Raw genomic sequence first — 25,864 nt, forward strand, 5'->3', positions numbered from 1 at the left:
TGACACCCTCCTGTGCGTTATTTTTCTTAGTGTAATGTTGGCTTGCGAACTTCCGGCGCGGTCGGCTGCGAGCGCGTAAAATTGTCGTGGCACAGCAGAGACGCCACGCGCACGTACTCGATAATCTCTTCGAGAGACATCTCCAGCTCTTCCTGGTCTTCGTCTTCATCGTAGCCGAGCTGGGCGATGTTGCGCAGATCGTCGATCGCTTCACCCGCTTCGCCGGTCACTTTATCCAGTTTAGGCTGGGTTACGCCCAGGCCAAGAAGATAGTGGTTTACCCAACCCGCGAGCGCATCAGCGCGATCGAAGACGCTGACATCGTCGCCTTCAGGCAGATAAAGCTGAAAAAGAAAGCCATCGTCTTCCAGGGAATCGCTGGTTGCGGCGTGCATTTTACGCAGCGCTTCCGCCAGTTCGTGGCCAAACGCCAGCCCTTCGTTGGTGAGGTCGTGGATCAGCGGCTGCCATGAGCTGTCGCTGTTTCCGCCGCACAGTATGCCGCTGATCAGACCGTGCATTTCGGCAGGGGTCAGACCGACTCCCTGCTGGTTCAGTAACTGGTTTAAATCCTTGTAACCAGGCATTTCGTTCTGTATAGACATACGCATTCGTCATCAAAGGGAGGATATTCATGATATGCTACCACTTTGGACCCTGGTGATACCAGAAAAGGGCTTGTATCTTCACATCAGGGTAGCTATAGTGTCGCCCCTTCGCAGCCCCCGGGGCAGTATGCGAAGGCAGCGCAGTCAATCAGCAGGAAGGTGGCATGTCTGCACAACCCGTCGATCTCCAGATTTTTGGCCGTTCACTGCGAGTGAATTGTCCGCCTGAACAAAGGGATGCCTTGAATCAGGCTGCGGACGATTTGAATCAGCGGTTGCAAGATCTAAAAGAACGCACTAGAGTCACAAATACTGAGCAGCTGGTTTTCATCGCCGCGTTGAACATCAGCTATGAACTGACTCAGGAAAAAGCGAAGACCCGCGATTACGCGGCAAGCATGGAGCAGCGCATTAAAATGCTCCAGCAGACCATAGAACAGGCATTGCTTGATCAAGGTCGCAGTCCCGAAAGACCGGGACCAAAGTTTGAATAACACTTCTCAGTTGACTATGGTAGAGTAACTGTGAAGACAAAATTTCTCTGAGATGTTCGCAAGCGGGCCAGTCCCCTGAGCCGATATTTCATACCACAAGAATGTGGCGCTCCATGGTTGGTGAGCATGCTCGGTTCGTCCGAGAAGCCTTAAGACTATGACGACACATTCACCTTGAACCAAGGGTTCAAGGGTTACAGCCTGCGGCGGCATCTCGGAGATTCCCTCTCTTTTCTTCTACCGACTACCATGACTCAACTCCCTGAAGTTTCTGCTTCACGCCAGGACATCCGTCAGCTTATTCGCCAGCGTCGTCGCGCCCTAAGCGCCGAGCAACAGGCACAGTTTGCTCAGCAGGCCGCCGCCCGCATGATGGCCTATCCCCCTGTGGTGATGGCAAACACCGTCGCCCTGTTTCTCTCGTTTGATGGTGAGCTGGATACCCAACCGCTTATCGACCAGCTCTGGCGCGCCGGGAAAAAAGTTTACCTGCCGGTTCTGCATCCCTTTAGCCCGGGCAATCTGCTGTTTCTGCACTACCATCCGCACAGCGAGCTGGTGGTGAATCGTCTGAAAATCACCGAACCCAAACTCGACGTGCGCGACGTGCTCCCGCTTTCCGGGCTGGATGTGCTGATTACGCCGCTGGTGGCGTTTGACGAGCAGGGCCAGCGATTAGGCATGGGCGGGGGGTTCTACGACAGGACGCTGCAAAACTGGCAGCAGTACGGGTTGCAGCCGGTGGGCTATGCGCATGATTGTCAGGGCGTGGAGGCATTACCTGTAGAGAAATGGGATGTGCCGTTACCAGCGGTGGTGACGCCCAGTAAAACCTGGACCTGGTAGAACAAAGCCGGGTGGCGGCTGCGCCTTACCCGGCCTACATAAATCCTCGAACATTACAGGTCGGGTAAGCGTAAGCGCCACCCGACACACAGACCGCACGACCATTATAGGTCGGGTAAGCGTAAGCGCCACCCGACACACAAACCGCACGACAACTGTAGGTCGGGTAAGGCGCAGCCGCCACCCGACGCCACAGACCGCATCATCAGTACAACAGGCGCGCGCGAATCGTCCCCGGAATGGCCTTCATGCTCTGCAATGCTTTCTCGGCGATGTCTTCATCCGCTTCGATATCAATCACCACATAACCCATCTGCGAGTTAGTTTGCAGATACTGCGCGGCAATGTTAACACCCTGCTCAGCAAAGATCTGGTTGATGGCGGTCAGCACGCCAGGACGGTTTTCGTGGATATGCAGGAGACGACGCCCACCGTGCAGCGGCAGAGACACCTCCGGGAAGTTCACCGCAGAGAGCGTTGAACCGTTGTCGGAATATTTGCTCAGTTTACCCGCCACTTCCAGGCCGATATTCTCCTGCGCTTCCTGAGTAGAACCGCCGATGTGCGGTGTCAGGATCACGTTGTCGAACTCGCACAACGGAGAAGTGAACGGATCGCTGTTGGTGGCCGGTTCCGTCGGGAATACGTCAATCGCCGCACCCGCCAGATGCTTACGCTTCAGCGCATCGCACAGCGCAGGAATGTCAACCACAGTGCCGCGCGCGGCGTTGATCAGCAGAGCGCCCGGCTTCATCAGCGCCAGCTCTTCCGCCCCCATCATGTTTTTGGTGGACGCATTTTCCGGCACGTGCAGGCTGACCACGTCGCTCATGTTCAGCAGGTCTGAAAGATGCTGCACCTGCGTCGCGTTACCCAGCGGCAGCTTGCTTTCGATATCGTAGAAAAACACGTGCATGCCGAGGGATTCCGCCAGAATACCGAGCTGCGTACCGATGTGGCCGTAACCGATAATCCCGAGCTTTTTACCACGCGCTTCGTAGGAGCCCGCAGCCAGCTTATTCCACACGCCGCGGTGCGCTTTGGCGTTAGCTTCCGGAATGCCGCGAAGGAGCAGCAGCAGCTCGCCAATCACCAGCTCCGCCACGGAACGGGTGTTAGAGAACGGCGCGTTAAAGACCGGGATACCACGTTTTGCGGCGGCATTCAGATCAACCTGATTGGTGCCGATGCAGAAACAGCCAATCGCCACCAGCTTTTCCGCCGCAGCAATAACGTCTTCAGTCAGTTGGGTACGGGATCGCAGGCCAATGAAATGGGCATCACGGATGGACGCTTTCAGCTCTTCAGTGTCCAGCGCGCCTTTGTGAAATTCGATGTTGGTGTAGCCTGCTGCGCGAAGGCTATCGAGCGCTTTCTGGTGCACGCCTTCAACCAGCAGGAATTTAATCTTGTCTTTCTCCAGTGATACCTTTGCCATTTACCCGACCCTGTTTTTATCTGAACTGATGTTGTGCTGGATATAAATCCCGTGCAGCCAACATATCAAAAAAAACTATTGCAGCAATATGAACGTTTGCGTCGGCACTCTGAAGAAAAGTCATACAGAGCAAAATGGCAGAGGAAAATGCTGCGGAAAATTACGAACGTGGCAGGATCGGCAAAAGAGGCGGAAAAACGTGACACAAGTCACCGAATTTAGCTTTTCAAAAATTTTTTAGCGGGGGGAGCGCTCCCCCCGTCAGATCATTTTACGATGGTTTTTACACCGTCAGCCGTGCCGATCAGCGCCACGTCCGCGCCACGGTTGGCAAATAACCCTACGGTAACGACGCCTGGAATGCCGTTGATCGCATTTTCCAGCGCAATGGCATCGAGGATCTCAAGGCCGTGAACGTCGAGGATCACGTTGCCGTTGTCGGTCACCACACCCTGACGGTATTCCGGACGACCGCCCAGCTTCACCAGTTGACGAGCCACGGCGCTGCGCGCCATCGGGATCACTTCGACCGGCAGCGGGAAATTCCCCAGAATGTCGACCTGCTTGGAGGCGTCCGCGATGCAGATGAACTTATCCGCAACGGAGGCAATGATCTTCTCGCGCGTCAGCGCCGCGCCGCCGCCTTTGATCATCTGCATATGGCCGTTGATTTCATCCGCGCCATCAACGTAAATGCCCAGACGGTCCACTTCGTTGAGGTCGAAAACGGTGATGCCGAGGCTTTTCAGCTTTTCCGTGGAAGCATCGGAGCTGGAAACCGCGCCCTCGATCTGCCCCTTCATCGTGCCCAGCGCATCGATAAAGTGCGCCGCCGTCGACCCCGTACCAACACCGACAATGGTACCCGGCTGTACGTACTGGAGAGCGGCCCATCCTACTGCTTTTTTCAGTTCATCCTGCGTCATGATCGTTTTGCCTGTGGTGTGAAAACTCAGGGCGCATTATAGAACACGTCGAATGGATTTCGTCTGCCACGAAGGGAAAATTGTGTCATAGTGCAGATTAAGCAAAATTAAGGAGTCAGCCAGAGCAATGAAACGTCCGGACTACAGAACACTACAGGCACTTGATGCAGTTATTCGTGAACGCGGTTTTGAGCGCGCGGCGCAAAAGCTGTGCATCACCCAGTCCGCCGTATCACAGCGTATCAAACAGCTTGAAAACATGTTCGGGCAGCCGCTGCTGGTGCGTACCGTACCGCCGCGTCCGACGGAGCAAGGACAAAAGCTCCTCGCCCTGCTGCGGCAGGTTGAACTGCTGGAAGATGAGTGGCTGGGCGATGAACAGACCGGCTCCACGCCGCTGCTGCTGTCGCTGGCGGTGAACGCCGACAGTCTGGCAACCTGGCTGCTGCCGGCCCTTGCGCCGGTGCTGGCCGACTCCCCTATCCGCCTGAATCTCCAGGTTGAAGACGAGACCCGCACTCAGGAACGCCTGCGCCGTGGCGAAGTGGTTGGTGCGGTCAGTATTCAGCCTCAGGCGTTGCCAAGCTGTCTGGTGGATCAGCTGGGCGCGCTGGATTACCTGTTTGTCGGTTCAAAAGCTTTTGCCGAGCGCTACTTCCCGAACGGTGTGACCCGCGCCGCGCTGCTGAAAGCGCCTGCCGTCGCTTTCGACCATCTGGACGATATGCATCAGGCTTTCCTGCAACAAAACTTCGATCTGCCGCCGGGCAGCGTACCGTGTCATATCGTTAACTCGTCCGAAGCCTTCGTACAGCTCGCGCGTCAGGGAACCACCTGCTGCATGATCCCGCATTTGCAGATTGAGAAAGAGTTGAAAAGCGGTGAGCTGATTGATTTAACCCCGGGGCTGTATCAGCGCCGGATGCTGTACTGGCACCGTTTTGCGCCGGAAAGCCGCATGATGCGCAACGTCACTGACGCGCTGCTGGCGTTTGGGCATAAGGTGTTAAGACAGGATTGAAAAACTAGCCGGGTGGCGGCTTCGCCTTACCCGGCCTACGGGTTACTGAGCGGGCTTTTCAGTCGGCTCCAGCTGGAACACCACATCAACCTGATCGTCGAACTGAATGGTTGGCTGCTCGTAGGTTTCCTGAGCAGAAACCGGCGCGGCGTCCGCCTTCATCATCCGAACCATCGGGCTTGGCTGGTAGTTTGAAACGTGGTAGCGCACGCTGTAAACCGGACCGAGCTTGGTCTTGAAGCCGGATGCCAGCTGCTGCGCCTGATGAATGGCATCATCAATCGCCGCTTTACGCGCTTCGTCTTTATATTTCTCCGGTTGCGCAACGCCCAGCGAGACGGAACGAATTTCGTTCAGCCCAGCCTTCAGCGCACCATCCAGCAATCCGTTGAGCTTATCAAGCTGGCGTACAGTCACTTCCACAGTACGCACGGCGCGATAGCCTTTCAGGATGCTTTTGCCGTTCTGGTAGTCGTAATCCGGTTGGGTACGCAGGTTCGCAGAGCTGATGTCTTTTTTCGCGACACCGTTCTGTTCCAGGAAAGAGAGGTATTGCGCAACACGATCGTCTGCCTGTTTCTTGGCGGAAGCAGCATCTTTCGCCGCCACGTTCACTTCAATTGCCAGGGTTGCAACATCCGGTACCGCATCCACGCTTGCCGTGCCTGAAGTGACAATGTGCGGACCGTTTGGCAGTTCATTCGCCTGCACCGACACCGCACCTAAACTTACTAATGCCGCCAGGGCCATCACCTTAAACTTCACTGTCATTCCTCCATGTTGCGAAGAGTGCCCTGTTAACAGGGCTCATGCCAGCAAGCTTAGCGGGTCTTGTTCAGATGTCCATAAGACAACGCTTAGTTGAACAGTCCCTGTACGTGATGAATCCCCTCTTTCGCCAGCTGGAAGGCAATAAACCACATCACCAGCCCCACCAGCGTGTTAATGATGCGCTGCGCTCTGGCAGTCCGCAGCCGTGGTGCCAGCCATGCCGCCAGGATCGCAAGACCGAAGAACCAGAGGAAGGAGGCGCTGACCGTACCGAGCGCAAACCAGCGTTTGGGCTCAACGTCCAGCTGTCCGCCCAGGCTACCCAGCACCACAAAGGTATCAAGGTAGACGTGCGGGTTAAGCCACGTCACGGCGAGCATGGTGACGATAATCTTCCAGCGCCCCTGCTTCATCACTTCGGCGCTCGCCAGCTCAAGATTGCTGCTCATGGCCGTTTTCAGGGCGCCAAACCCGTACCACAGCAGAAACGCTACGCCGCCCCAGGTAACCAGCGCCAGCAGCCACGGCGACTGCATCAGCAAGGCGCTGCCGCCAAAAATCCCGGCGCAAATCAGTAGCAAATCGCTCACCGCGCACAGCAGGGCAATCATCAGATGATACTGGCGGCGAATGCCCTGGTTCATCACAAACGCATTTTGTGGACCAAGGGGAAGGATCATGGCCGCGCCTAACGCAAGCCCCTGAAAATAATAAGATAACATGACGTAATTCTCGCAGAGTTGTCCTGAAGGCAGACTATACTGCGGGAACGACATTAGAGGAAATTGATAATATTAATTGGGGATTAGCCGGGCTAATATAAGAAAAGCCCGGTGTCGCTGACGCTTACCGGGCCTACGTTAAAGCAAATTATTCGGCTGCTTTCTCGCGTTTGAGATTTACGTCCATCTGCGGATAAGGGAAGCTGATACCGTTGGCATCGAAATCACGCTTGATACGCTCCAGCACGTCCCAGTAAACGTTTTGCAGATCGCCGCTTTTACTCCAGATGCGCACCACAAAATTAATGGATGACGCACCCAGCTCGTTCAGGCGAACGGTCATTTCGCGATCTTTAAGAATGCGGTCATCTGATTCGATGATATCGGTAATCAGCTTTTTCACCAGCTCAGTATCTGAATCATAGCCAACCCCGATAATGAGTTCATTACGGCGAACCGGCTCACGAGAGAAGTTAGTAATGTTGCCATCAATCACTTTCTTGTTTGGCACAATGACGATTTTGCCGTCTGCCGAACGCAGCGTGGTAGAAAAAATCTGCACGTTCAGCACGGTGCCCGCAGTGCCACCGAGATCAACATACTCTCCGGCACGGAAAGGACGGAACGTCACTAACAGTACGCCAGCTGCAAGGTTAGCCAGCGAGCCCTGAAGAGCGAGACCTACGGCCAGACCAGCGGCACCAAGTACAGCAATGACCGAAGCGGTCTGTACACCGACCCGCCCCATTGCCGCAATGAGGGTAAACGCAATAATCCCGTAACGCACCAGCGCAGATAGGAAATCAGCAACGGTTGCATCGATATGACGGGATAGCATTACGCGATTAACGCCCCGGGAAACCGTGCGGGCAACGATCATCCCCACAATAATAATGGCGATTGCCGCCGCAATATTCACAGCGTAACTAATCAGGAGCGCCTGGTTGCGCACCAGCCAGGAGCCAGCGTTATTGATGCTATCTACAACACCGAGATCTTCCATTTATCTTTCCTTATGCTCATAAAAACCACAAAATCTATCCCACACGGAGACAGGCAGGTCAGTAAAGGGTAAACAAAAAGCCATGATATTGCCAAACAGATCACAAAAACAGAGGCATCAGGCTATTGAAAAGGCATAAAAAAAGGCCCGCATATGCGGACCTTCTTGACGCTATGAACAGCTCAAATTACAGAACGTCAACCGCGTTCAGTTCTTTGAATGCCTGCTCCAGACGAGTAATCATAGAAGTCTGGGCAGCGCGCAGCCATACGCGTGGATCGTAGTATTTCTTGTTCGGCTGGTCTTCGCCTTTCGGGTTGCCCAGCTGACCTTGCAGGTAAGCTTCGTTGGTTTTGTAGTATTGCAGGATACCGTCCCAGGTTGCCCATTGGGTGTCGGTATCGATGTTCATTTTCACTACGCCATAGCTTACGGAGTCTTTGATTTCCTGAGCAGAAGAACCGGAACCGCCGTGGAAGACGAAGTTCAGGCTGTTGTGCGGCAGGTTGTGTTTCTTAGACACGTATTCCTGAGAATCACGCAGGATGGTCGGAGTCAGAACCACGTTACCTGGTTTGTATACGCCGTGTACGTTACCGAAGGACGCTGCGATGGTGAAGCGTGGGCTGATTTTGCTCAGCTCGGTGTAAGCGTAATCAACGTCTTCTGGCTGAGTGTACAGAGCAGAAGCGTCCATGTGGCTGTTGTCCACACCGTCTTCTTCACCGCCGGTGCAACCCAGTTCGATTTCCAGGGTCATGCCCATTTTGGACATACGCGCCAGGTACTTAGAGCAGATCTCGATGTTTTCTTCCAGAGACTCTTCGGACAGGTCGATCATGTGAGAAGAGAACAGTGGCTTACCGGTTGCTGCGAAGTGTTTTTCACCTGCGTCCAGCAGACCGTCGATCCATGGCAGCAGTTTTTTCGCGCAGTGGTCAGTGTGCAGGATAACCGGAACACCGTAGTGCTCAGCCATCTGGTGAACGTGATGTGCGCCAGAGATAGCACCCAGGATAGCAGCGCCCTGAGGAACGTCAGTTTTCACGCCTTTACCTGCGATGAACGCAGCGCCGCCGTTAGAGAACTGAACGATAACCGGTGCTTTAACTTTTGCAGCGGTTTCCAGTACGGCGTTGATGGAGTCGGTACCTACGCAGTTAACTGCTGGCAGTGCGAAGTTGTTTTCTTTAGCTACCTGGAACACTTTCTGTACGTCATCACCAGTGATAACGCCAGGTTTTACGAAATCAAAAATTTTAGACATGTTGCTTAGTCCTGTATCTTCGGCCGTTAGAAAAGGTGCGAGCTCTGATAAGCGCGCTGAAAATTGGGCAGGTTTCCCTGCCCCTGAATGGCTTACTTCTTAGCGCGCTCTTCGAGCATTGCTACTGCTGGCAGGACTTTACCTTCCACGAATTCGAGGAATGCGCCGCCACCAGTGGAGATGTAGGAGATCTTGTCAGCGATACCGAACAGATCGATAGCTGCCAGGGTGTCACCACCGCCTGCGATAGAGAACGCTTCGCTGTCTGCGATAGCGTTAGCCACGATCTCAGTCCCTTTGCGGAAGTTCGGGAATTCGAACACGCCGACAGGACCGTTCCACAGGATAGTTTTTGCGTTTTTCAGGATTTCAGCCAGTTTCTGTGCAGAAACGTCGCCCAGGTCCAGAATCTGCTCTTCATCTTTGATGTCGTTAACAGACTTCAGGGTTGCAGTAGCAGTTTCGGAGAACTCGGTAGCTACACGAACGTCAGTTGGAACCGGAATATCACAGGTGCTCAGCAGACGTTTGGCTTCGTCAACCAGATCCGCTTCGTACAGGGATTTACCCACGTTGTGGCCTTGCGCAGCAACGAAGGTATTCGCGATACCACCACCAACGATCAGCTGGTCAGCGATTTTGGACAGGGAATCCAGTACGGTCAGTTTGGTAGAAACTTTAGAACCACCAACGATAGCGACCATTGGACGAGCAGGTTCTTTCAGAGCTTTACCCAGCGCTTCCAGTTCGTCAGCCAGCAGCGGACCTGCACAGGCGACGTCTGCGAATTTACCGATACCGTGGGTAGATGCCTGCGCACGGTGAGCCGTACCGAATGCATCCATCACGAATACGTCGCACAGCGCAGCGTATTTTTTGGACAGGGTCTCGTCGTCTTTCTTTTCGCCTTTGTTGAAGCGAACGTTTTCCAGAACAACCAGCTCACCTTCGGCAACTTCCACGCCGTCCAGGTAATCTTTCACCAGGCGAACCGGGCTGGACAGTTTGTCTTTCAGGTAATTAACAACCGGCAGCAGAGAGAACTCTTCGTTGTACTCGCCTTCAGTTGGACGGCCCAGGTGGGAGGTGACCATCACTTTAGCGCCCTGCTTCAGAGCCAGTTCAATGGTTGGCAGAGATGCACGGATACGCGCGTCGCTGGTCACTTTGCCATCTTTAACCGGTACGTTCAGATCGGCACGGATGAAAACGCGTTTACCTGCCAGATCCAGATCGGTCATCTTAATTACAGACATGGTGAATCCTCTCGTTGATTCTTAAAGTTTTGCAAGCGCAAGGTGCGCTCTACCTGAAACCTTTTGCGGCCATGGCTAACGTGGTGTCGAGCATTCGGTTAGCAAAGCCCCATTCGTTATCACACCAGACCAGCGTCTTGATAAGGTGCGCACCACTGACTCGCGTCTGCGTGCCATCCACGATGGCGCTGTGCGGGTCGTGGTTAAAATCTACTGAGACCAACGGTAATTCCGTATAGTCAACTATACCATGAAATGCACCCTGTGCCGCTTTTTGCAGCAACAGGTTGACTTCACAGGCTTTTACCGGTTTTTTCACCGTCACGCTGAGGTCGATTGCGGTCACGTTAATCGTCGGAACGCGCACGGCAATCGCTTCGAAACGGTCGTTAAACTGCGGGAAAATTCGGGTGATCCCTGCCGCCAGTTTCGTATCCACCGGGATGATTGACTGGCTCGCTGCGCGAGTGCGTCGTAAATCCGGATGGTAGGCGTCGATAACCTGCTGATCGTGCATGGCGGAGTGAATCGTGGTCACGGTGCCAGATTCAATGCCATACGCATCGTCTAACAGTTTGATGACCGGAATAATGCAGTTGGTGGTACAGGAGGCGTTGGAAACAATGCGGTGTTCGGCCTGCAGCTCATGCTGGTTAACGCCAAACACGACGGTCACGTCGAGGTCGTTACTGCCGGGGTGAGAAAACAGGACTTTTTTTGCGCCTGCGGCCAGATGTGCTTCGCCATGTTCACGGTTACCGTACACGCCGGTACAGTCCAGCACCACATCCACACCCAGTTCGCGCCAGGGCAGCCCTTCAATACTGTTCTCATGCAGCACGCGGATGGCATCGTCGCCGACGAACAGCTGTTCCCTTTCCTGGCGAACGTCCCAGGCAAAGCGACCGTGGCTGGTATCATATTTCAACAAATGCGCCATGCCCGCAGCATCCGCCAGTTCATTGATTGCCACCACGGTGATTTCCGCACGACGCCCGGATTCATATAAAGCACGAACCACGTTGCGTCCGATGCGACCGAAGCCATTAATCGCTACGCGTACGGTCATAGATCTCCTGCAAAGCTATCCCTGAGTTTGAGGTGGCTGAAAGAGTAATCCAGCGACGCCCGAAGGGGAATCCTTGCTGTCACAAACTGCGATTGATTGGTCAATTGTCGAACATTTAATCGACTGAAACGCTTCAGCAAGAATAAGCGAATCGGGGAATAAAAGGAATCTCTGTCCAGATGAATAAGCGAGCTATATGACTTGCATCACATTTTCGGTGGAATAATTTACAGAGCAGTTACATGTCTGAGGAATCGTGCATACAAAAAAGCCGGGTGGCGCTAACGCTTACCCGGCCTACATTTTATGCCATTTGTAGGCCCGGTAAGCGTTAGCGCCACCGGGCAAAACGGCAATTACAGCAGTTCTTTCGCCTTAGCGACAACGTTCTCAACGGTGAAGCCGAACTCTTCAAACAGCTGTTCAGCCGGCGCAGACTCACCAAACGTGGTCATACCGACGATAGCGCCGTTCAGGCCCACGTATTTGAACCAGTAGTCAGCGATACCCGCTTCCACTGCCACGCGAGCGGAGACCGCTTTAGGCAGTACGGATTCGCGGTACGCGGCATCCTGCTTGTCGAACGCATCGGTAGACGGCATGGAGACTACGCGCGCTTTCACGCTTTCAGCAGTCAGTTTTTCCCATGCGGCAACGGCCAGTTCAACTTCAGAACCGGTAGCGATGAAGATCAGCTCAGGCTGGCCTGCGCAATCTTTCAGCACGTAACCACCGCGCGCGATGTTTGCCAGCTGCTCTGGGGTACGCTCCTGCTGCGCCAGGTTCTGACGGGAGAGGATCAGTGCGGTCGGGCCATCCTGACGCTCAACGCCGTATTTCCACGCCACCGCAGATTCAACCTGGTCACATGGACGCCATGTGCTCATGTTCGGGGTCACGCGCAGAGAAGCCACCTGCTCTACTGGCTGGTGGGTAGGACCGTCTTCGCCCAGACCGATAGAGTCGTGGGTGTAGACCATCACCTGACGCTGTTTCATCAGCGCAGCCATACGCACGGCGTTACGTGCATATTCCACAAACATCAGGAAGGTAGAGGTGTACGGCAGGAAGCCACCGTGCAGAGCGATACCGTTGGCAATCGCGGTCATCCCGAATTCACGTACACCGTAATGGATGTAGTTACCGGCAGTATCTTCGTTGATTGGCTTAGATCCGGACCACAGGGTCAGGTTTGATGGCGCCAGGTCAGCGGAGCCGCCGAGGAATTCTGGAAGCAGAGGGCCAAACGCTTCGATCGCATTCTGAGATGCTTTACGGCTGGCGATCTTGGCTGGGTTCGCCTGCAACTTCGCGATGAACTCGTTCGCTTTCGCGTCGAAGTCAGACGGCATGTCGCCTTTCATACGACGGGTGAATTCAGCCGCTTCCTGAGGGAAGGCTTTCGCGTATGCCGCGAACTTCTCGTTCCAGGCCGCTTCTTTCGCCTGGCCCACTTCTTTCGCATCCCACTGAGCGTAGATTTCAGACGGGATTTCGAAGGCAGGGTGTTTCCAGCCAAGCGCTTCACGGGTCAGTGCAATTTCCGCGTCGCCCAGCGGTGCGCCGTGGGAGTCGTGAGTGCCCGCTTTGTTCGGAGAACCGAAGCCGATGATGGTTTTGCACATCAGCAGGGACGGTTTGTCGGTCACGGCGCGCGCTTCTTCTACGGCACGTTTAATCGAGTCAGCATCGTGGCCATCAACGCCGCGCACAACGTGCCAGCCGTAGGCTTCGAAACGTGCGGCGGTGTCGTCAGTGAACCAGCCTTCAACATGACCGTCGATGGAGATGCCGTTGTCGTCGTAGAACGCAACCAGTTTACCCAGCTTCAGGGTGCCTGCCAGAGAGCACACTTCGTGAGAAATGCCCTCCATCATGCAGCCGTCGCCCAGGAAGGCGTAGGTGAAGTGGTCAACGATGTCGTGGCCAGGACGGTTAAACTGCGCCGCCAGGGTCTTCTCTGCAATCGCCATCCCTACGGCGTTAGCGATGCCCTGACCCAGCGGACCGGTAGTGGTTTCAACGCCAGCGGTGTAGCCCACTTCCGGGTGACCTGGAGTTTTGGAGTGCAGCTGACGGAAGTTTTTCAGCTCTTCAATTGGCAGATCGTAGCCAGTGAGGTGCAGCAGGCTGTAGATCAGCATAGAGCCGTGGCCGTTAGACAGCACGAAACGGTCGCGGTCTGCCCATGCCGGGTTCTGCGGGTTGTGGTTAAGGAAATCACGCCACAGGACTTCGGCGATGTCAGCCATGCCCATAGGGGCGCCCGGGTGGCCGGATTTGGCTTTCTGTACTGCGTCCATGCTCAGCGCACGAATAGCATTAGCAAGCTCTTTACGTGAGGACATTTTAACTCCAGATCGGACTGTTAAAGGCCATGCCCTTGACGACAGCGCGTTTTGGGCTACGCCGGAAAAAAGTGCCAACAATGTAACCCAAGCCGCAGGGCATGTACATGGACCATTCTTTTGCAGCTTAAGAAATCTCTGGATCATGCTCGCATGTTGCGCAATCTGCTCGCCCGCCTCTGTCGATATTCCTTATACTTAGCCCGACACCGGCTTCGTTGACGGTGCATTTTTCGGAATTAATTCAGATTAACGAGTACGGAAGCAACATCATGAAAATGCGTGCAATCGGGCTGGCTGTGGGAACAACGCTCCTGCTAAGCGGCTGTCAGAATATGGATTCTAACGGCCTGATGACCTCAGGCGCAGAAGCTTTTCAGGCCTACTCATTGAGCGATGCGCAGGTGAAAGCGTTGAGCGACGAGGCCTGTAAGGATATGGATGGAAAAGCTACGCTTGCCCCGGCAAACAGCACCTACACGCAGCGTCTGAACAAGATTGCTTCCGCGCTGGGCGACAACATTAACGGTCAGCCGGTGAACTACAAGGTGTATATGGCGAAAGACGTCAACGCCTTTGCGATGGCGAACGGCTGTATTCGCGTTTACAGCGGCCTGATGGACATGATGACCGACAACGAAGTGGAAGCGGTGATCGGCCATGAAATGGGTCACGTTGCACTGGGTCACGTGAAGAAAGGGATGCAGATTGCGCTGGGCACCAATGCCGTGCGTGCAGCGGCGGCCTCTGCGGGCGGCATCGTCGGCAGCCTGTCCCAGTCGCAGCTGGGCGACGTGGGCGAAAAACTGGTGAACTCGCAGTTCTCCCAGCGTCAGGAGTCGGAAGCGGATGACTACTCTTACGATCTGTTGCGCAAACGCGGCATCAATCCATCGGGTTTAGCTACCAGCTTCGAAAAACTGGCGAAACTGGAGGAGGGCCGTCAAAGCTCCATGTTTGACGATCACCCGGCTTCGGAAGAGCGTGCACAGCATATTCGCGACCGTATGGCGGCAGACGGAATTAAATAATTTCAGAAGGAGGCAGTTTTGCCTCCTTTTTATTTCGCATGAATTGTTAACTTAAAAGCACGTATCGATAACCCCCCTGAAAGCCCCGCCAAATCTACCCTGCCACTCTGAAATGTCTGGTCACATAATTATTGCAAAGGTTACTTTTTCCGGTAATTATCTCTTCCGCAGTTATTCAAATTAATATATCCAGACAGAGACGTTCCCTCCGTGAAAAAAGAATTATCATTAATTGCTTTAAGTTTATTTGCCGCATTACCTGCCGCCGCAAGCCAGCAATCCGACAGCAAGGGTTTTATTGACGACAGCCATCTGGATCTGTTTTTACGCAATGCGTATATCAGCCGCGACTACCATCAGGGCCAGCAGGACAAAGCCGAATGGGGTCAGGGGATCATCGCCACGTTTGCATCCGGCTATACCGAAGGGCTGGTGGGCTTCGGCGTGGACGGTATCGCGCAGTATGGCGTGCGTCTGGACGGTGGCCGCGGCAAGAGCGGCGCGGGCGGCATCGACTTCTTTAAGCAGGAAGACGACGGCCGGGCAAAATCCGATCTGGCAAAGTTTGGCGCAACCGCCAAAATGCGCATCTCCAATACCGTACTGAGCTACGGGAACCAGCGTCCTGAACTGCCAATCATTACATCCGACAGCTCCCGCCTGCTGTTTGAAAGCTACACCGGCACCCTGCTGACCTCGAAAGAGATCGACGGTCTGGAAGTCAACGCCGGTTACTTCACCGACGAGCAGCGTAAAAGCGATGACCGCCACGACAGCGGACTGAAGAGCCTCTCCTTCGGCGGTGCGAGCTATCAGTTTAACGACCAGTTCAGCGGCGCGCTGTACGCCTCTCATAACGAAGAGGTGATGAACAAGCAGTACCTGGGCATGAACTTCAAACAGCCGTTCAGTACCGGGCAGCAGCTGGTGCTCGACTTCAACGGCTATAACTCCCGTCTCGACCAGCATTACGCGGACAGCCTCAACACGGGCCGCAGCAACACCATCTGGAGCCTGGCAGCGAGCTATATCTGGGACATTCACACGTTCAAAGTGGCGTACCAGCAGAGCAGCGGCAGTACCGGCTACAACTACGGCGGCTATCGCGACAAAGGCGGCGTGGGTGACGGCGGTAACACCATCTGGCTGGCGAACTCCTACTGGTCTGATTTCAACGGCGAAGATGAACGTTCCTGGCAGGCATCCTACGGTCTGGACTTTGGCGGCCTTGGTTTACCGGGCCTGAGCTGGACCACCGCCTACGTGCGCGGCGATAACATCAAAACCTCTGAAACCAGCAATGGCAAAGAGCACGAGTGGTTTAACCAGATCCAGTACCAGGTGCAGGATGGCCCGGCGAAAGATCTGAAGCTGAAGCTGCGCTACTCCGTACTGCGCGTCTCCAGCAACGCCAGCGAGTACAACGTGGGCGGGGACGAGATCCGCGCTTACGTGGAATACCCGTTTAACGTGTTCTGATTTACCCCCTCACCCTAACCCTCTCCCAAAGGGAGAGGGAACGCTGTCACCCTCTCCCTTTGGGAGAGGGCTGGGGTGAGGGCTTCAGACCGCACTGCACTGCTAGTAAAGCGTCTTCTGCGGCGGCCCCGCAAACTTAAGGGCGCCAATCTGCCCCATCCGCACTTCCACTACCGACGGCCCCGGCATCGCCAGCGCCTCCGTCATCACCGCATCAAAATCCTCTGCCCGCTCAACGCTCCACGCCTGAAGGCCAATCGCCTGCGCCAGCAGGGTAAAGTCCGGCGTATGCAGCGCGTTATAATACTGACGCCCGCCGAAATACTTATCCTGAATACCGCGCATCACCCCGTAGCCGCCGTCGTTCATGACCAGCAGCGTCACGTTAGCTTTCTCCTGCGCCAGCGTCGCCAGCTCGCCTAAATTCAGACTCAGGCCGCCGTCGCCCACCAGCCCCACCACCTTGCGCTGCGGGTTGGCAATCGCGGTGCCGATGGCCATCGGCAGCCCCATACCAATCGCCCCGGCGAGGGAGTGAATGTTCATCATCGGACCGTTAGCCCTGAACAGGCGGCTACCCCACAGGCTGCCGGACACGGTGATATCGCGCACCAGCAGGCCGTCTGTCGGCAGGGCTTTTGCTATGGCGTCGTTAAGCTTCGCATAGGCGCCGCACTGCTCGCGCAGCCCCTGCTCAGCTTGCCCGACCGCCTGCTGCACCTGCATATCCCACTGGGGACTGCCCCACTCGCGGCCCTGTACTTTTTCAGCCAGCGCGCCAAGCACCGCTGAACAATCGGCTATCAACGTGCTATCCATCAGGTAGTTACGGCTTGCCGCCGCCGGGTCGATATCGATCTGCACCCGCGGGGAAGGCAGCTCAAGCGTCCAGGATCGGGTTTCGTTGCTGCGCAGGCGAGAACCGGCCACCAGCGTAAAATCACACTGCGCAATCAGGGCCTCAACCGACGGCGAGTTGTGGAACGCGCGAAGGCTGGCGCGGTGGCTGTCCGGCAGCACGCCGCGCGCGTGGGTGCTGGAAATCACGGTGATGCCCGCATCCGCCAGCGTTTTCACCGCCTCAGCGCTGCCCAGCGCCCCGCCCCCCAGCCACAGCAGCGGCTGTTTCGCCTGCTTGAGCTGCGCCCACAGCGCGTCAACCATTCCGGTATCCACGGCTGGAACCGATGCCGGTTTAACCGGTTTAGTCACCAGCGACAGCGGAATTTTGGCGCCCTGAATATCAATCGGTATTTCCACCGAGACCGGTCCGCATGGCGCGGTCTGCGCGTCCTGGATAGCTTTATGCAGAATCGCTATCGCCTGATTCGCATTGCTGATGCGGTACGCCCGTTTTGAGCTGGCCTTCAGGAAGGTCAGCTGGTCACGGGTTTCATGGATAAACCCGGTGTCGGCGTCCAGCCAGGCTTTCTCAACCTGCCCGGTTAAATGCAGCAGCGGCGTGCAGGCATTCATGGCTTCCACCAGCGCGCCTACCGCATTACCCGCCCCCGCGCCGGTGCTGGTCAGCGCCACGCCGAGGCCGGAAAAGCGCCCGTGGGCATCGGCCATGGTGACGGAACCGGCTTCACCGCGGGCGGGCACAAAGCGGATATTGCCCCGCTGCCCAACCGCATCCGCGATCGGCAGGTTGTGAATGGAGATGACGCCGTAGATGGCCTCAACCTGATACTGCTCCAGCGTTCTGGCGATGGCGTCGCCGACGGTTATCATTTCGCTCATTGCTCACCCTTTCTCAGTCGCACCAGTGGTTGACGCTGTTACCCGTCGCCAGATAAATGCTCTTTTGTTGCATCCAGGCTTTCAGCCCCTGTATACCCTTCTCGCGGCCCAGACCGCTCTCTTTAAAGCCCCCGAACGGGGTCGAAATCGCAAAGACTTTGTAGGTGTTGATCCACACCGTGCCTGCCTCCAGCTGCTCGCTGAGACGCAGGGCGCGCCCGGTATCGCGCGTCCAGATCCCCGCCGCCAGGCCGTAAACCGAGTCGTTCGCCTCGCGGATAAGCGTGGCTTCATCGCCAAACGGCATCGCCACCAGCACCGGGCCGAAGATCTCTTCCTGACAGGCGCGGGCGCTGTTGCTCAGCCCTTCGATAATCGTGGGCAGGAAAAAGCTGCCGTTTGCCAGAGCGGGATCGGCGGGTATCTCACCGCCGCACAGCACGCGGCCCCCTTCGCGCTTCGCCAGTTCGACGTACTCGATCACGCTCTGGCGATGTTTTTCGCCGATCAGCGGTCCGACATGCACGCCGTCGGTAAACGGGTGTCCGACGCGCAGCCCGCGAGTTAATTCCAGCAGCCTCGCCATCAGCGGGGCGTAAATGCTCTCGTGGATAAACAGCCGCGACCCGGCGATACACGCCTGCCCCGCCGAGCTGAAAATGCCATAGCAGATCCCGCGCGCGGCCTGTTCGATATCAGCATCCTCCAGCACGATGGTCGGCGATTTGCCGCCCAGCTCCAGCGAGGCCGGGATCAGTTTTTCCGCCGCCACGTGCGCCAGATGGCGGCCCGTGGTGGTTCCACCGGTAAAGGAGATTTTGCGCACGCGAGGATGGCGCGCCAGCGCATCGCCAATCACCGAGCCTTTGCCCGGCAGCACGCTCAGCAGCCCGGCAGGCAGCCCGGCCTGTTCAAAAATCCGTGCCAGCTCCAGCGCCATCAGCGGCGTGGCTTCGGCCGGCTTGAGGATCACCGCGTTTCCGGCGGCAATCGCCGGTGCGACCTTCTGCATTTCGCTGGCAATCGGCGAGTTCCACGGCGTGATGGCCGCCACCACGCCAAGGGGCTCATAGCGGCTCAGCGTCAGCAGATCCGGCTGGCGCGGCGTGGGCAGTTCCCCTTCCAGCAGCTCGCAGGCGGCGGCAAAGTAGCGCGCCGTTCCCGCCGCGCTCATCACCAGCCCGCGCGCTTCCGCCAGCGGCTTGCCGTTATCACGGCTCTGCATCTGCGCCAGCGCGTCGACGCGGGATTCAATGAGATCGGCAACCTTATGCAGGATCTTCGCGCGCATATGCGGCAGGCTGTTACGCCAGGCGGGATCGCACCAGGCGCGCTCTCCGGCGTCTACCGCCTCCTCCAGGTCATCCAGACTGGCGGCATTCAGCGTCGCGTTGATCGACCCGTCTGCCGGGAAGTGGCTCTGCATCGGGTTGCCGCCGCCGTGTCGCCACTGGCCGCCGATAAAAATCTTCAGATCGTCCATCGTCACTCCTCAGCTCAGGGCCAGCTCGCGGCAGGCGCGCACCGCGCTCAGTGCCGCCAGGGTGGAGGTTTTAGGATTCGATGCCAGCGGCAGTCCGCTCAGCTCCAGATGAAACTCGCCGAATAATCCTTCGACGTGCAGCGTGTGGGTGTTGCGTTTCGTTGCCGGGTCAACCATCAGCTGCACGCGGGTGTCGTCCATCCCGACGCCGCCGAGCGCCACGGTCGCCGCCACGTTGGCGTTCGCCGGGAACAGGCGCGCCGCCTCGCGGGCGCTGCCTTCAAAAAAAACCTTTGCCTCTGACACCGCATTCAGATCGATAAGCTGCTCAGCATAGCTGCCGCGCCAGCTGGCCGGGCTTTTGCGCGACTGATAGGTAACGCGCTCAAGGCCGCCCTCTTTCGCCGCCGCCAGCCCGTCGATACCGGCCACCGCACCGGAAAGCAGGGTCATTTTTCCGCCCGCAGCGAGCAGACGCTGCTCCAGCGCGCTGTCCGCCAGCGCGCCGGTGGAAATGACGGCCAGATGCCAGCCGCGACGCAGGATCTCTTCCCCGTACTGGGCCACCGCCTGCTGGCTGGCGCATTCCAGCACCAGATCCGGCGTTTGTGCGCACGCCATCGGCGACGTCAGCGCCTCAACCGCATCGCCAAACTGGTCGTGAATGGCGGCATGGTGAGACGCGCGCGCCACGATCCAGCCGATAGCCACGCCGGCGGGCAGGCGCTCAATCACCGCCTGTGCCATGGCGCCAAAACCAATCAACATTACCTTTTTCATGATGTGTCCTTACAGATGGCGGCAGAAGCCGCCGGAAACGTCCAGCGCCGCGCCGGTGGTAAACGAGGCCAGCGGCGAAGCGAGGAACAGCAGCGCCTGCGCGGGCTCCTGCGGCTTGCCGAGGCGCGCCATTGGAATGCCGCGCTTGCGCGCGATATCCGCCGTCCACTCCGGCCAGCTCTGGCTTTTGTCCGCCCGGTTTTCAAAGCGGCGCTGCCACTGGCCGGATTCCACCATGCCGAGCAGAATGGAATTGACGCGAATACCTTTGCCCACCAGCTCTTTCGACAGCGTCAGCGTCATGTTCAGCAGCGCGGCACGAGCGGCAGAGGTGGCGATCATGTGCTCCTCCGGCTGTAGCGCCAGCAGGGAGTTCACACAGGTAACAGAGGCAATGTCGGACTGCTCCAGCAGAGGCTGAAACGCCTGCACCGGGTTAATCACCCCGAACAGTTTGAGTTCGGCTTCGTGCAGCCACGCCTCGCGCGGGGTATCATGGAAGTGCGCCACGTAGCCCTGCCCGGCGTTGTTGATCAGCATATCCGCCGCGCCAAAGCGCGCCTGCACCGCATCCGCAAAGGCCTGAACTTCGTCGGCGTTCAGCACGTCGCAGCGGTAAGCAAAAATCTCCCCGTGAGGAAATTCGTTTTGCAGCGTCGCATGGGCGCTGGCGAGCCGGTCCGGGTCACGGCCGCAGAAGGCGACTTTCGCCCCTTCACCCAGCAGCAGGCGCAGCGTTTCAAAGCCAATGCCGGAAGAACCGCCGGTAACGACCGCTACGCGCCCGTCAATTTGTGCATTCATCGCGCACCTCTTCGTTAATGCGTAAAAGCTGTTGGTTGAAAAACGCGTCGTTATCGAGATAGCTGGCGTGCCCGGCCTGCGGAATGGCGATAAACGGCATGCCGTAGCGCAGCGCCAGACCCTGAACCAGTTCCGGCTGGGTGATGGCATCCTGCTCGCCGCACCAGACTTCAAACGTGCCTGAGTAGCGTTTAAGCCAGCCGTGAATGTCGTCATGTGCCAGCATCCACGCGGCAGCGAGGTAGCCTTCCGGGCGCAGCGCCCGCATGCCCGCCGCGACGGTGGCGATATCTTCCGCGCGCGCGCCGGGGCGCAGCAGCTTCGCGGCGCGGGTCTGGGCGAGGATGTCGCCCCCCAGCGCCATCTGCTGCTCGCGGTTGCGCCATACCTGCTCCCGCTGCTCCGGCGCGGCATTGCCGTACCCCTGCGCGGCGTCGGCCAGCACCAGATGAATGACGCGATCCGGGAACTTTGCCGCAAAGGCGCTGGCCACCAGCGCCCCCAGGGAATGGCCGACCAGCACTGCCTGCCAGACACCGGCGCGATCCAGCATCGCCGCCAGCGCGTCGGCGTAATCCCCCGCGTTCGCCCGCGCTACGGCCAGCATCGGGCTTTCGCCGTAACCGGGCATGTCCCACGCCAGCACGCGAAAACCGTTCAGCGCCATTTGCTTGTGCCAGGAGGCGGCGCCGGAGCTGATCCCGTGCAGCAGCATCAGCGGAATACCGCTTCCCTGTTCACGAAAACCCGTCATCATGCCCCCTTAGTTCCGCTTCACTTTGGAAAGCGGATGGTCGGACGGATAGGTCGGGATTTCCGGCTTGTTGGTCCCCAGCATGACGCACATCAGCGCTTCTTCTTCGCCGTGGTTAAACAGGCCGCGATAGATGCCCGGCGGAACGGAGATCAGGTCACGCTCACGCAGCACGGTTTCTGTGTAGTTGTCGCCGTCCTGGATCATCAGCGTGATCTGCCCCTTGAGCATGAAGAACACCTCTTCCACGTCGTCGTGCAGGTGCAGCGGTCCTTCGCACTTCGACGGCAGCACCATGGTGGAGAAGGTAAAATGGTCCGCCTGCACGGTGTTGGTGTCGTTCGCCACGCCGGTTGCGCCAGTGCCGATGTAGCGCATCTGCGCCCGGCGGTATTTCGGGTCAAAATCGGCCTGGAACTTCAGCGCGTTCCAGTCGTATTTACGTCCTTCGAAGCGCGCGATGCGCGACTCGACCCACTCTTCCATCGTCAGATGGTCAGGTTTGATGCCCGTTTTGTTGGTTACGGTTGAATCAGTCATGACACTCTCCTCAGTAACGTCTCAGCAGCGGCAGTAACAGGACGCAGCCCACCGCCGCCATCACCGCCAGAAAAATCAGCCCGGAATCCATGCTGTGGGTGAAGGCGATAAGCGCACCCATCACCGCCGGCGACAGCGCGCCCGCAAAGTTTCCCAGCCCGTTGAAGATACCGCCCGCCGTGGCGCTCACCCGGGGATGGGTGGCCTTCGCCAGCAGGGCGAAAATGTTGGGCGCGCCGGTGCCCCACATAAAGGTGCTGAAGCTCATCGCCGCGATGACGGCCAGCGGGGTATCAAGGTGCATCACCGCCGCCAGCCCGACGGCCGCCCCCGCCATGGAGATAAAGCATGCCGCCGCGCGCTTATCGACCCTGTCCGAGAGCCACGCGCCAATCACTTCCCCTGCCAGCATGGCGATGAACGGCATCGACGACAGCCAGCCCGCGTGCTCCAGATGAATGCCTTTGCCTTTGATCAGGTAGCCCGGCAGCCAGCCGTTGATGCCCCACAGATAGGTCAGGAAAGCGATGTTAAAGATGCAGATGATCCAGAAGTGCGGGCTGACGAACAGCTCACGCCGCGCCGCGCGCCGCTCGTCCCGGGACGCCTGCGAGGTGCCGGGTTTTGCCTCCAGGCGGATCCCGCGCAGACCAATGCGCACAAAGATAAGCACCGGCACGGTAAGCATGGCCATCACAAAGAAAGTGCTCTGCCAGCCAAAGGTGTTCAGCAGCCAGAGGGAAAGCGGGAAACCAATCGCCGCGCCCACCGGGGTCCCCAGCAGCCACAGCATGGTGGCGCGCGCCTGCAAATGCTGGGGGAAGTTGTGACGTACGATGGCGAAGGCCAGCGGGAACAGCGGTCCTTCCGCCACGCCCAGCAGAATACGCAGGACGATCATCAGCGTGTAGTTATGGGTAAAGCCCATCGCCACCATCAGCACGCACCACACCGCCATCATCCCGGTGAGCAGGCGCAGCGGCGCGATTTTGTCGCCTAAACCGCTTAAAAACACCGATGAGAAGCCATAGCTCAGCAGGAAAGCGCTCATCAAAATGCCGAGACGCGTGGTGTCGAAATCAATGCCCATCGCCTGCTGGAAATGGGTATCCGAAAAGAGCGCCGCGATGCTGATTTTGTCGAAAAACGCCAGCAGCACGCAGGCCAGCAGCGACAGCGGGATGGCCCAGCGCACCGCTTTTTCGGGCGTGCGGGTCCCCTCACCGCTCGCCTCAACCGGTGCGGTGTTAGTCTCTAGTGTGGTCATCTCTCCCCCTACGGGTGCGGGTTAGCTATCGCAGTGACATCAGTGAAAAGGTCGGGTCGGCGAGCGGCACGTCGGACAGATCCCGCCCCGCCGCCATCCAGCGCTTCGCCAGCTTGACGGTACGCGCATCGTCGAACGCCACCAGCTGCGTCAGCCTCCCGTTGTCGTCCAGCGAGAAGTACAGCGCCTCTTCACGCACGACCGTTCTGCTGCCCGGCTGCGGAATGCCGAGGATCTGGATGTTGTGCTGGTATTGATCCGACCATAGCCACGGCGCGTCGTCATAGCCCGGCGCATCGGGGTTGAGCATCGCTTTCGCCGTCGCCACCGCCTGGTTCTGGGCGAAGGCCCAGGACTGGATGCACAGCCCGTAGTGATGGTGCTGGGCGACATCTCCTGCGGCAAAGATGAACGGATCCGACGTGCGTCCCTGGGCATCCACCACGATCCCGCGCCCGGTTTTCAGCCCCGCATCGCGCGCCAGCTCCAGATTGAGATCGACGCCGATCCCGACCACCACCGCATCAAAGGTTTCACGCTGGCCGTCGCAGTGGATAACCGGCAGGCCGTTATCGTCCTCCAGCTCCAGCGCACCGCAGCCGGTACGGATCTCCACCCCCTGCTCGCGGTGGATGGCCTCCAGGCGCTGCGACACCTCGCCGCTCACCGAGCGCATGCAGAGCGCGGGCTGCTGCTCGAACAGGGTGACCGCCACGCCGCTTTTCCGCGCCGAGGCAGCAATCTCCAGTCCGATCCAGCCGCCGCCGACAATCGCCAGGGTTTGGCTTTCCGCCAGCCGACTTTTCAGGCGCTGCGCGTCCTGCCAGTGGCGCAGGGTGTAGACCTGCGGATGGCTGGCCCACGCCTGCGAAGGCAGGCGCGCCCGACCACCGGTAGCGATTAAAAGGATGTTGTAACTAAGATGCTCGCCGTTGCTAAGAACGACTTTTTTCTCATCGCGATCGACAGATTCAGCGCGCAGCGGCCGGTACCAGGCCAGGTTCAGCGCCTGCTGCACCTCGTCGCTAAACAGCCTTGGGAGCGCCGCGTCCGGCTCCAGCAAAGACGCTTTTGACAGCGGCGGGCGCTCGTAGAAATCCCACTCTTCTTCCGCTACCACGCAAATCTCGCCGTCGAAACCCTCATCGCGCAGGGTTTTCGCCGCCCAGCCGCCCGCCTGGCCGCCGCCGATAATGACAATGCGCGACGTCATACCGCCTCCGGCTTTTTCTGCTGACGGCGCGTGTCGTGGTCAATCCCGCCTTCCACCGCCCACTCGGTAAAGGAGACCAGCGAATGCTCCAGCTCACGCGGCTGCCAGTTTTCCGTCAGATAATCATCGTTGGTGTAATACTCAAACGCCCCGCCGGTCGGGCTGTTGACGTACCAGAAGTACGCCGACGACACCGGATGACGGCCCGGCCCGATAAAGGTGCTCCAGTCATGTTTATTCATCGCGATACCGCCGCCGATCACCTCGTGGATGTCGCGCACGGTGAAGGCCACGTGGTTGAGGCCGCGCTTGCGGTTCGGCAGTTGCAGCAGGAACAGGTTGTGATGGCCGCCGCGCACGCCGCAGCGCAGGAACACGGCGCGGTTGATATAGCGGTCCGAGACCTGGAAGCCGAGCACCTCGCGGTAGAATTTCTCCACTGCCGCCAGCTCTTCCACGAAGAACACCACATGCCCCACGTTGATCGGCTGGGCGCGATCGTAAACCGGGCTGGGGGTGTCGATACGGCGGGCATCGCCCCACTGGTTAATCGGCTCGACGTTCAGCTCCACGTCAGTTTGCTGGGTCACCTGCACGCGCAGCGTCATGCCGTTCGGGTCCAGGCACTCCAGCGCGTCGCCCACTTCACGAAAACCTGGCTGTTGCGCCAGCTTCGGGCGCAGCGCGTCCAGATCAGACTGGCTGGCAACCGCCCAGGTCATGCGGCGCAGGGTGTTACCCGCTTCAAACGCGGGCGGCAGGTCGGGGCTGTCGATCGGGTTAAGCTCCACGCGCGCGCCGCTCAGGGTGGTGAAACGCTGGCCGCTGGCATCGCCCGTCAGGCCAAAATCACGCATAAATTTGGCGCAGTGCGTCAGGTCTTCCACACCAAATTCCAGCTTTTCAATTCCGGTTACACTCATCGTTCGTTGCCTCATCTGGCCCAGATTGGGCGTAAAACATGCCCGACGCAGTCAAGCGCCTGACGTTAACTCACTGAT

24 protein-coding genes and 1 other RNA gene are annotated in these 25,864 nt (G+C 57.9%); 6 read left to right on the forward strand and 19 right to left on the reverse strand.

Going from position 1 to position 25,864, the window contains the following annotated elements; genetic code table 11:
• Positions 1-26: 26 nt before the first annotated feature.
• Positions 27-605 carry a YecA family protein gene (locus ACOTYH_RS11155; protein ID WP_003860099.1) on the reverse strand — a complete coding sequence of 193 codons (579 nt, stop codon included), beginning with the start codon at positions 603-605 and terminating at the stop codon, positions 27-29.
• Between the two features lie 167 nt (positions 606-772).
• Here ACOTYH_RS11155 and zapA point away from each other — a divergent pair, with 167 nt between their 5' ends.
• The 3 genes from zapA to ACOTYH_RS11170 all read left to right on the forward strand — a co-directional run bounded on the left by zapA (position 773) and on the right by ACOTYH_RS11170 (position 1,948).
• Positions 773-1,102, forward strand: coding sequence for a cell division protein ZapA (zapA, locus tag ACOTYH_RS11160; protein WP_003860096.1), 330 nt, complete (start codon positions 773-775; stop codon positions 1,100-1,102).
• Positions 1,103-1,143: 41 nt separating this feature from the next.
• Positions 1,144-1,327: non-coding RNA, 6S RNA (ssrS, locus tag ACOTYH_RS11165), on the forward strand.
• Positions 1,328-1,351: 24 nt separating this feature from the next.
• Positions 1,352-1,948, forward strand: coding sequence for a 5-formyltetrahydrofolate cyclo-ligase (locus ACOTYH_RS11170; RefSeq protein ID WP_017692706.1), 597 nt, complete (start codon positions 1,352-1,354; stop codon positions 1,946-1,948).
• A 205-nt stretch (positions 1,949-2,153) separates the two neighbouring features.
• Here ACOTYH_RS11170 and serA read toward each other — a convergent pair whose 3' ends face one another.
• Together serA and rpiA are read right to left on the reverse strand one after the other, a co-directional pair.
• Complete coding sequence (gene serA, locus ACOTYH_RS11175; RefSeq protein WP_015571805.1) at positions 2,154-3,386, reverse strand: phosphoglycerate dehydrogenase; 1,233 nt, start codon at positions 3,384-3,386, stop codon at positions 2,154-2,156.
• Between the two features lie 266 nt (positions 3,387-3,652).
• A complete protein-coding gene (gene rpiA / locus ACOTYH_RS11180; protein ID WP_003860091.1) occupies positions 3,653-4,312 on the reverse strand; it encodes a ribose-5-phosphate isomerase RpiA in 660 nt (219 codons plus the stop codon).
• 127 nt (positions 4,313-4,439) lie between these two features.
• Between rpiA and argP the strand changes: the two genes are divergently transcribed.
• On the forward strand, positions 4,440-5,333 hold the full coding sequence (argP, locus tag ACOTYH_RS11185) for a DNA-binding transcriptional regulator ArgP (RefSeq protein WP_003860089.1): 894 nt from the start codon (positions 4,440-4,442) through the stop codon (positions 5,331-5,333).
• 42 nt (positions 5,334-5,375) lie between these two features.
• Here argP and ACOTYH_RS11190 read toward each other — a convergent pair whose 3' ends face one another.
• The 7 genes from ACOTYH_RS11190 to tkt form a co-directional block, all read right to left on the reverse strand.
• Positions 5,376-6,098 carry an oxidative stress defense protein gene (locus ACOTYH_RS11190; protein WP_017382904.1) on the reverse strand — a complete coding sequence of 241 codons (723 nt, stop codon included), beginning with the start codon at positions 6,096-6,098 and terminating at the stop codon, positions 5,376-5,378.
• A gap of 92 nt (positions 6,099-6,190) precedes the next feature.
• Positions 6,191-6,826, reverse strand: coding sequence for an arginine exporter ArgO (gene argO, locus ACOTYH_RS11195; RefSeq protein WP_032682211.1), 636 nt, complete (start codon positions 6,824-6,826; stop codon positions 6,191-6,193).
• A gap of 148 nt (positions 6,827-6,974) precedes the next feature.
• Entirely contained in the window at positions 6,975-7,829 is an 855-nt protein-coding gene (gene mscS / locus ACOTYH_RS11200; RefSeq protein ID WP_015571808.1) for a small-conductance mechanosensitive channel MscS, read from the reverse strand.
• A gap of 187 nt (positions 7,830-8,016) precedes the next feature.
• A complete protein-coding gene (gene fbaA / locus ACOTYH_RS11205) occupies positions 8,017-9,096 on the reverse strand; it encodes a class II fructose-bisphosphate aldolase (protein ID WP_017692704.1) in 1,080 nt (359 codons plus the stop codon).
• A gap of 92 nt (positions 9,097-9,188) precedes the next feature.
• A complete protein-coding gene (gene pgk, locus ACOTYH_RS11210) occupies positions 9,189-10,352 on the reverse strand; it encodes a phosphoglycerate kinase (protein WP_015571809.1) in 1,164 nt (387 codons plus the stop codon).
• A gap of 49 nt (positions 10,353-10,401) precedes the next feature.
• Complete coding sequence (epd, locus tag ACOTYH_RS11215; RefSeq protein WP_128771916.1) at positions 10,402-11,421, reverse strand: erythrose-4-phosphate dehydrogenase; 1,020 nt, start codon at positions 11,419-11,421, stop codon at positions 10,402-10,404.
• Between the two features lie 356 nt (positions 11,422-11,777).
• Complete coding sequence (gene tkt, locus ACOTYH_RS11220; protein WP_421637741.1) at positions 11,778-13,769, reverse strand: transketolase; 1,992 nt, start codon at positions 13,767-13,769, stop codon at positions 11,778-11,780.
• Between the two features lie 272 nt (positions 13,770-14,041).
• Here tkt and ACOTYH_RS11225 point away from each other — a divergent pair, with 272 nt between their 5' ends.
• Positions 14,042-14,800: a M48 family metallopeptidase gene (locus tag ACOTYH_RS11225; RefSeq protein WP_421637742.1), complete on the forward strand. Its 759-nt coding sequence runs from the start codon at positions 14,042-14,044 to the stop codon at positions 14,798-14,800.
• 210 nt (positions 14,801-15,010) lie between these two features.
• Positions 15,011-16,279, forward strand: a complete 1,269-nt coding sequence (locus tag ACOTYH_RS11230) for an OprD family outer membrane porin (RefSeq protein ID WP_017382910.1) — start codon at positions 15,011-15,013, stop codon at positions 16,277-16,279.
• 102 nt (positions 16,280-16,381) lie between these two features.
• Here the strand turns inward: ACOTYH_RS11230 and ACOTYH_RS11235 are convergent, their stop codons facing one another.
• From ACOTYH_RS11235 to ACOTYH_RS11275, 9 genes are read right to left on the reverse strand one after another with little or no spacing between them, the layout of a single operon-like run.
• On the reverse strand, positions 16,382-18,022 hold the full coding sequence (locus ACOTYH_RS11235) for a thiamine pyrophosphate-binding protein (protein ID WP_126340069.1): 1,641 nt from the start codon (positions 18,020-18,022) through the stop codon (positions 16,382-16,384).
• 13 nt (positions 18,023-18,035) lie between these two features.
• Entirely contained in the window at positions 18,036-19,505 is a 1,470-nt protein-coding gene (locus ACOTYH_RS11240; RefSeq protein WP_421637743.1) for an aldehyde dehydrogenase, read from the reverse strand.
• Between the two features lie 9 nt (positions 19,506-19,514).
• Positions 19,515-20,285 (reverse strand): aspartate dehydrogenase, encoded by a 771-nt coding sequence (locus ACOTYH_RS11245; RefSeq protein ID WP_017692699.1) that lies wholly within the window; start codon positions 20,283-20,285, stop codon positions 19,515-19,517.
• A 9-nt stretch (positions 20,286-20,294) separates the two neighbouring features.
• The gene (locus tag ACOTYH_RS11250) at positions 20,295-21,089 is read right to left on the reverse strand and encodes an SDR family oxidoreductase (protein ID WP_015571822.1); all 795 of its coding nucleotides are present in this window, start codon (positions 21,087-21,089) and stop codon (positions 20,295-20,297) included.
• Entirely contained in the window at positions 21,073-21,843 is a 771-nt protein-coding gene (locus ACOTYH_RS11255; protein WP_032619068.1) for an alpha/beta fold hydrolase, read from the reverse strand. The genes ACOTYH_RS11250 and ACOTYH_RS11255 overlap by 17 nt, the downstream gene beginning before the upstream one ends.
• 9 nt (positions 21,844-21,852) lie before the next feature.
• Positions 21,853-22,383, reverse strand: coding sequence for a cupin domain-containing protein (locus ACOTYH_RS11260; RefSeq protein ID WP_017382915.1), 531 nt, complete (start codon positions 22,381-22,383; stop codon positions 21,853-21,855).
• A 10-nt stretch (positions 22,384-22,393) separates the two neighbouring features.
• Entirely contained in the window at positions 22,394-23,650 is a 1,257-nt protein-coding gene (locus ACOTYH_RS11265; RefSeq protein ID WP_015571825.1) for an MFS transporter, read from the reverse strand.
• Between the two features lie 25 nt (positions 23,651-23,675).
• Positions 23,676-24,863 carry an NAD(P)/FAD-dependent oxidoreductase gene (locus tag ACOTYH_RS11270; protein WP_032669255.1) on the reverse strand — a complete coding sequence of 396 codons (1,188 nt, stop codon included), beginning with the start codon at positions 24,861-24,863 and terminating at the stop codon, positions 23,676-23,678.
• The gene (locus ACOTYH_RS11275) at positions 24,860-25,786 is read right to left on the reverse strand and encodes a VOC family protein (RefSeq protein ID WP_015571827.1); all 927 of its coding nucleotides are present in this window, start codon (positions 25,784-25,786) and stop codon (positions 24,860-24,862) included. The genes ACOTYH_RS11270 and ACOTYH_RS11275 overlap by 4 nt, the downstream gene beginning before the upstream one ends.
• Between the last annotated feature and the right edge of the window lie 78 nt (positions 25,787-25,864).

It is taken from the genome of Enterobacter cloacae complex sp. SHL001 (genome assembly GCF_049236825.1).
Lineage (GTDB): Bacteria > Pseudomonadota > Gammaproteobacteria > Enterobacterales > Enterobacteriaceae > Enterobacter > Enterobacter hormaechei_C.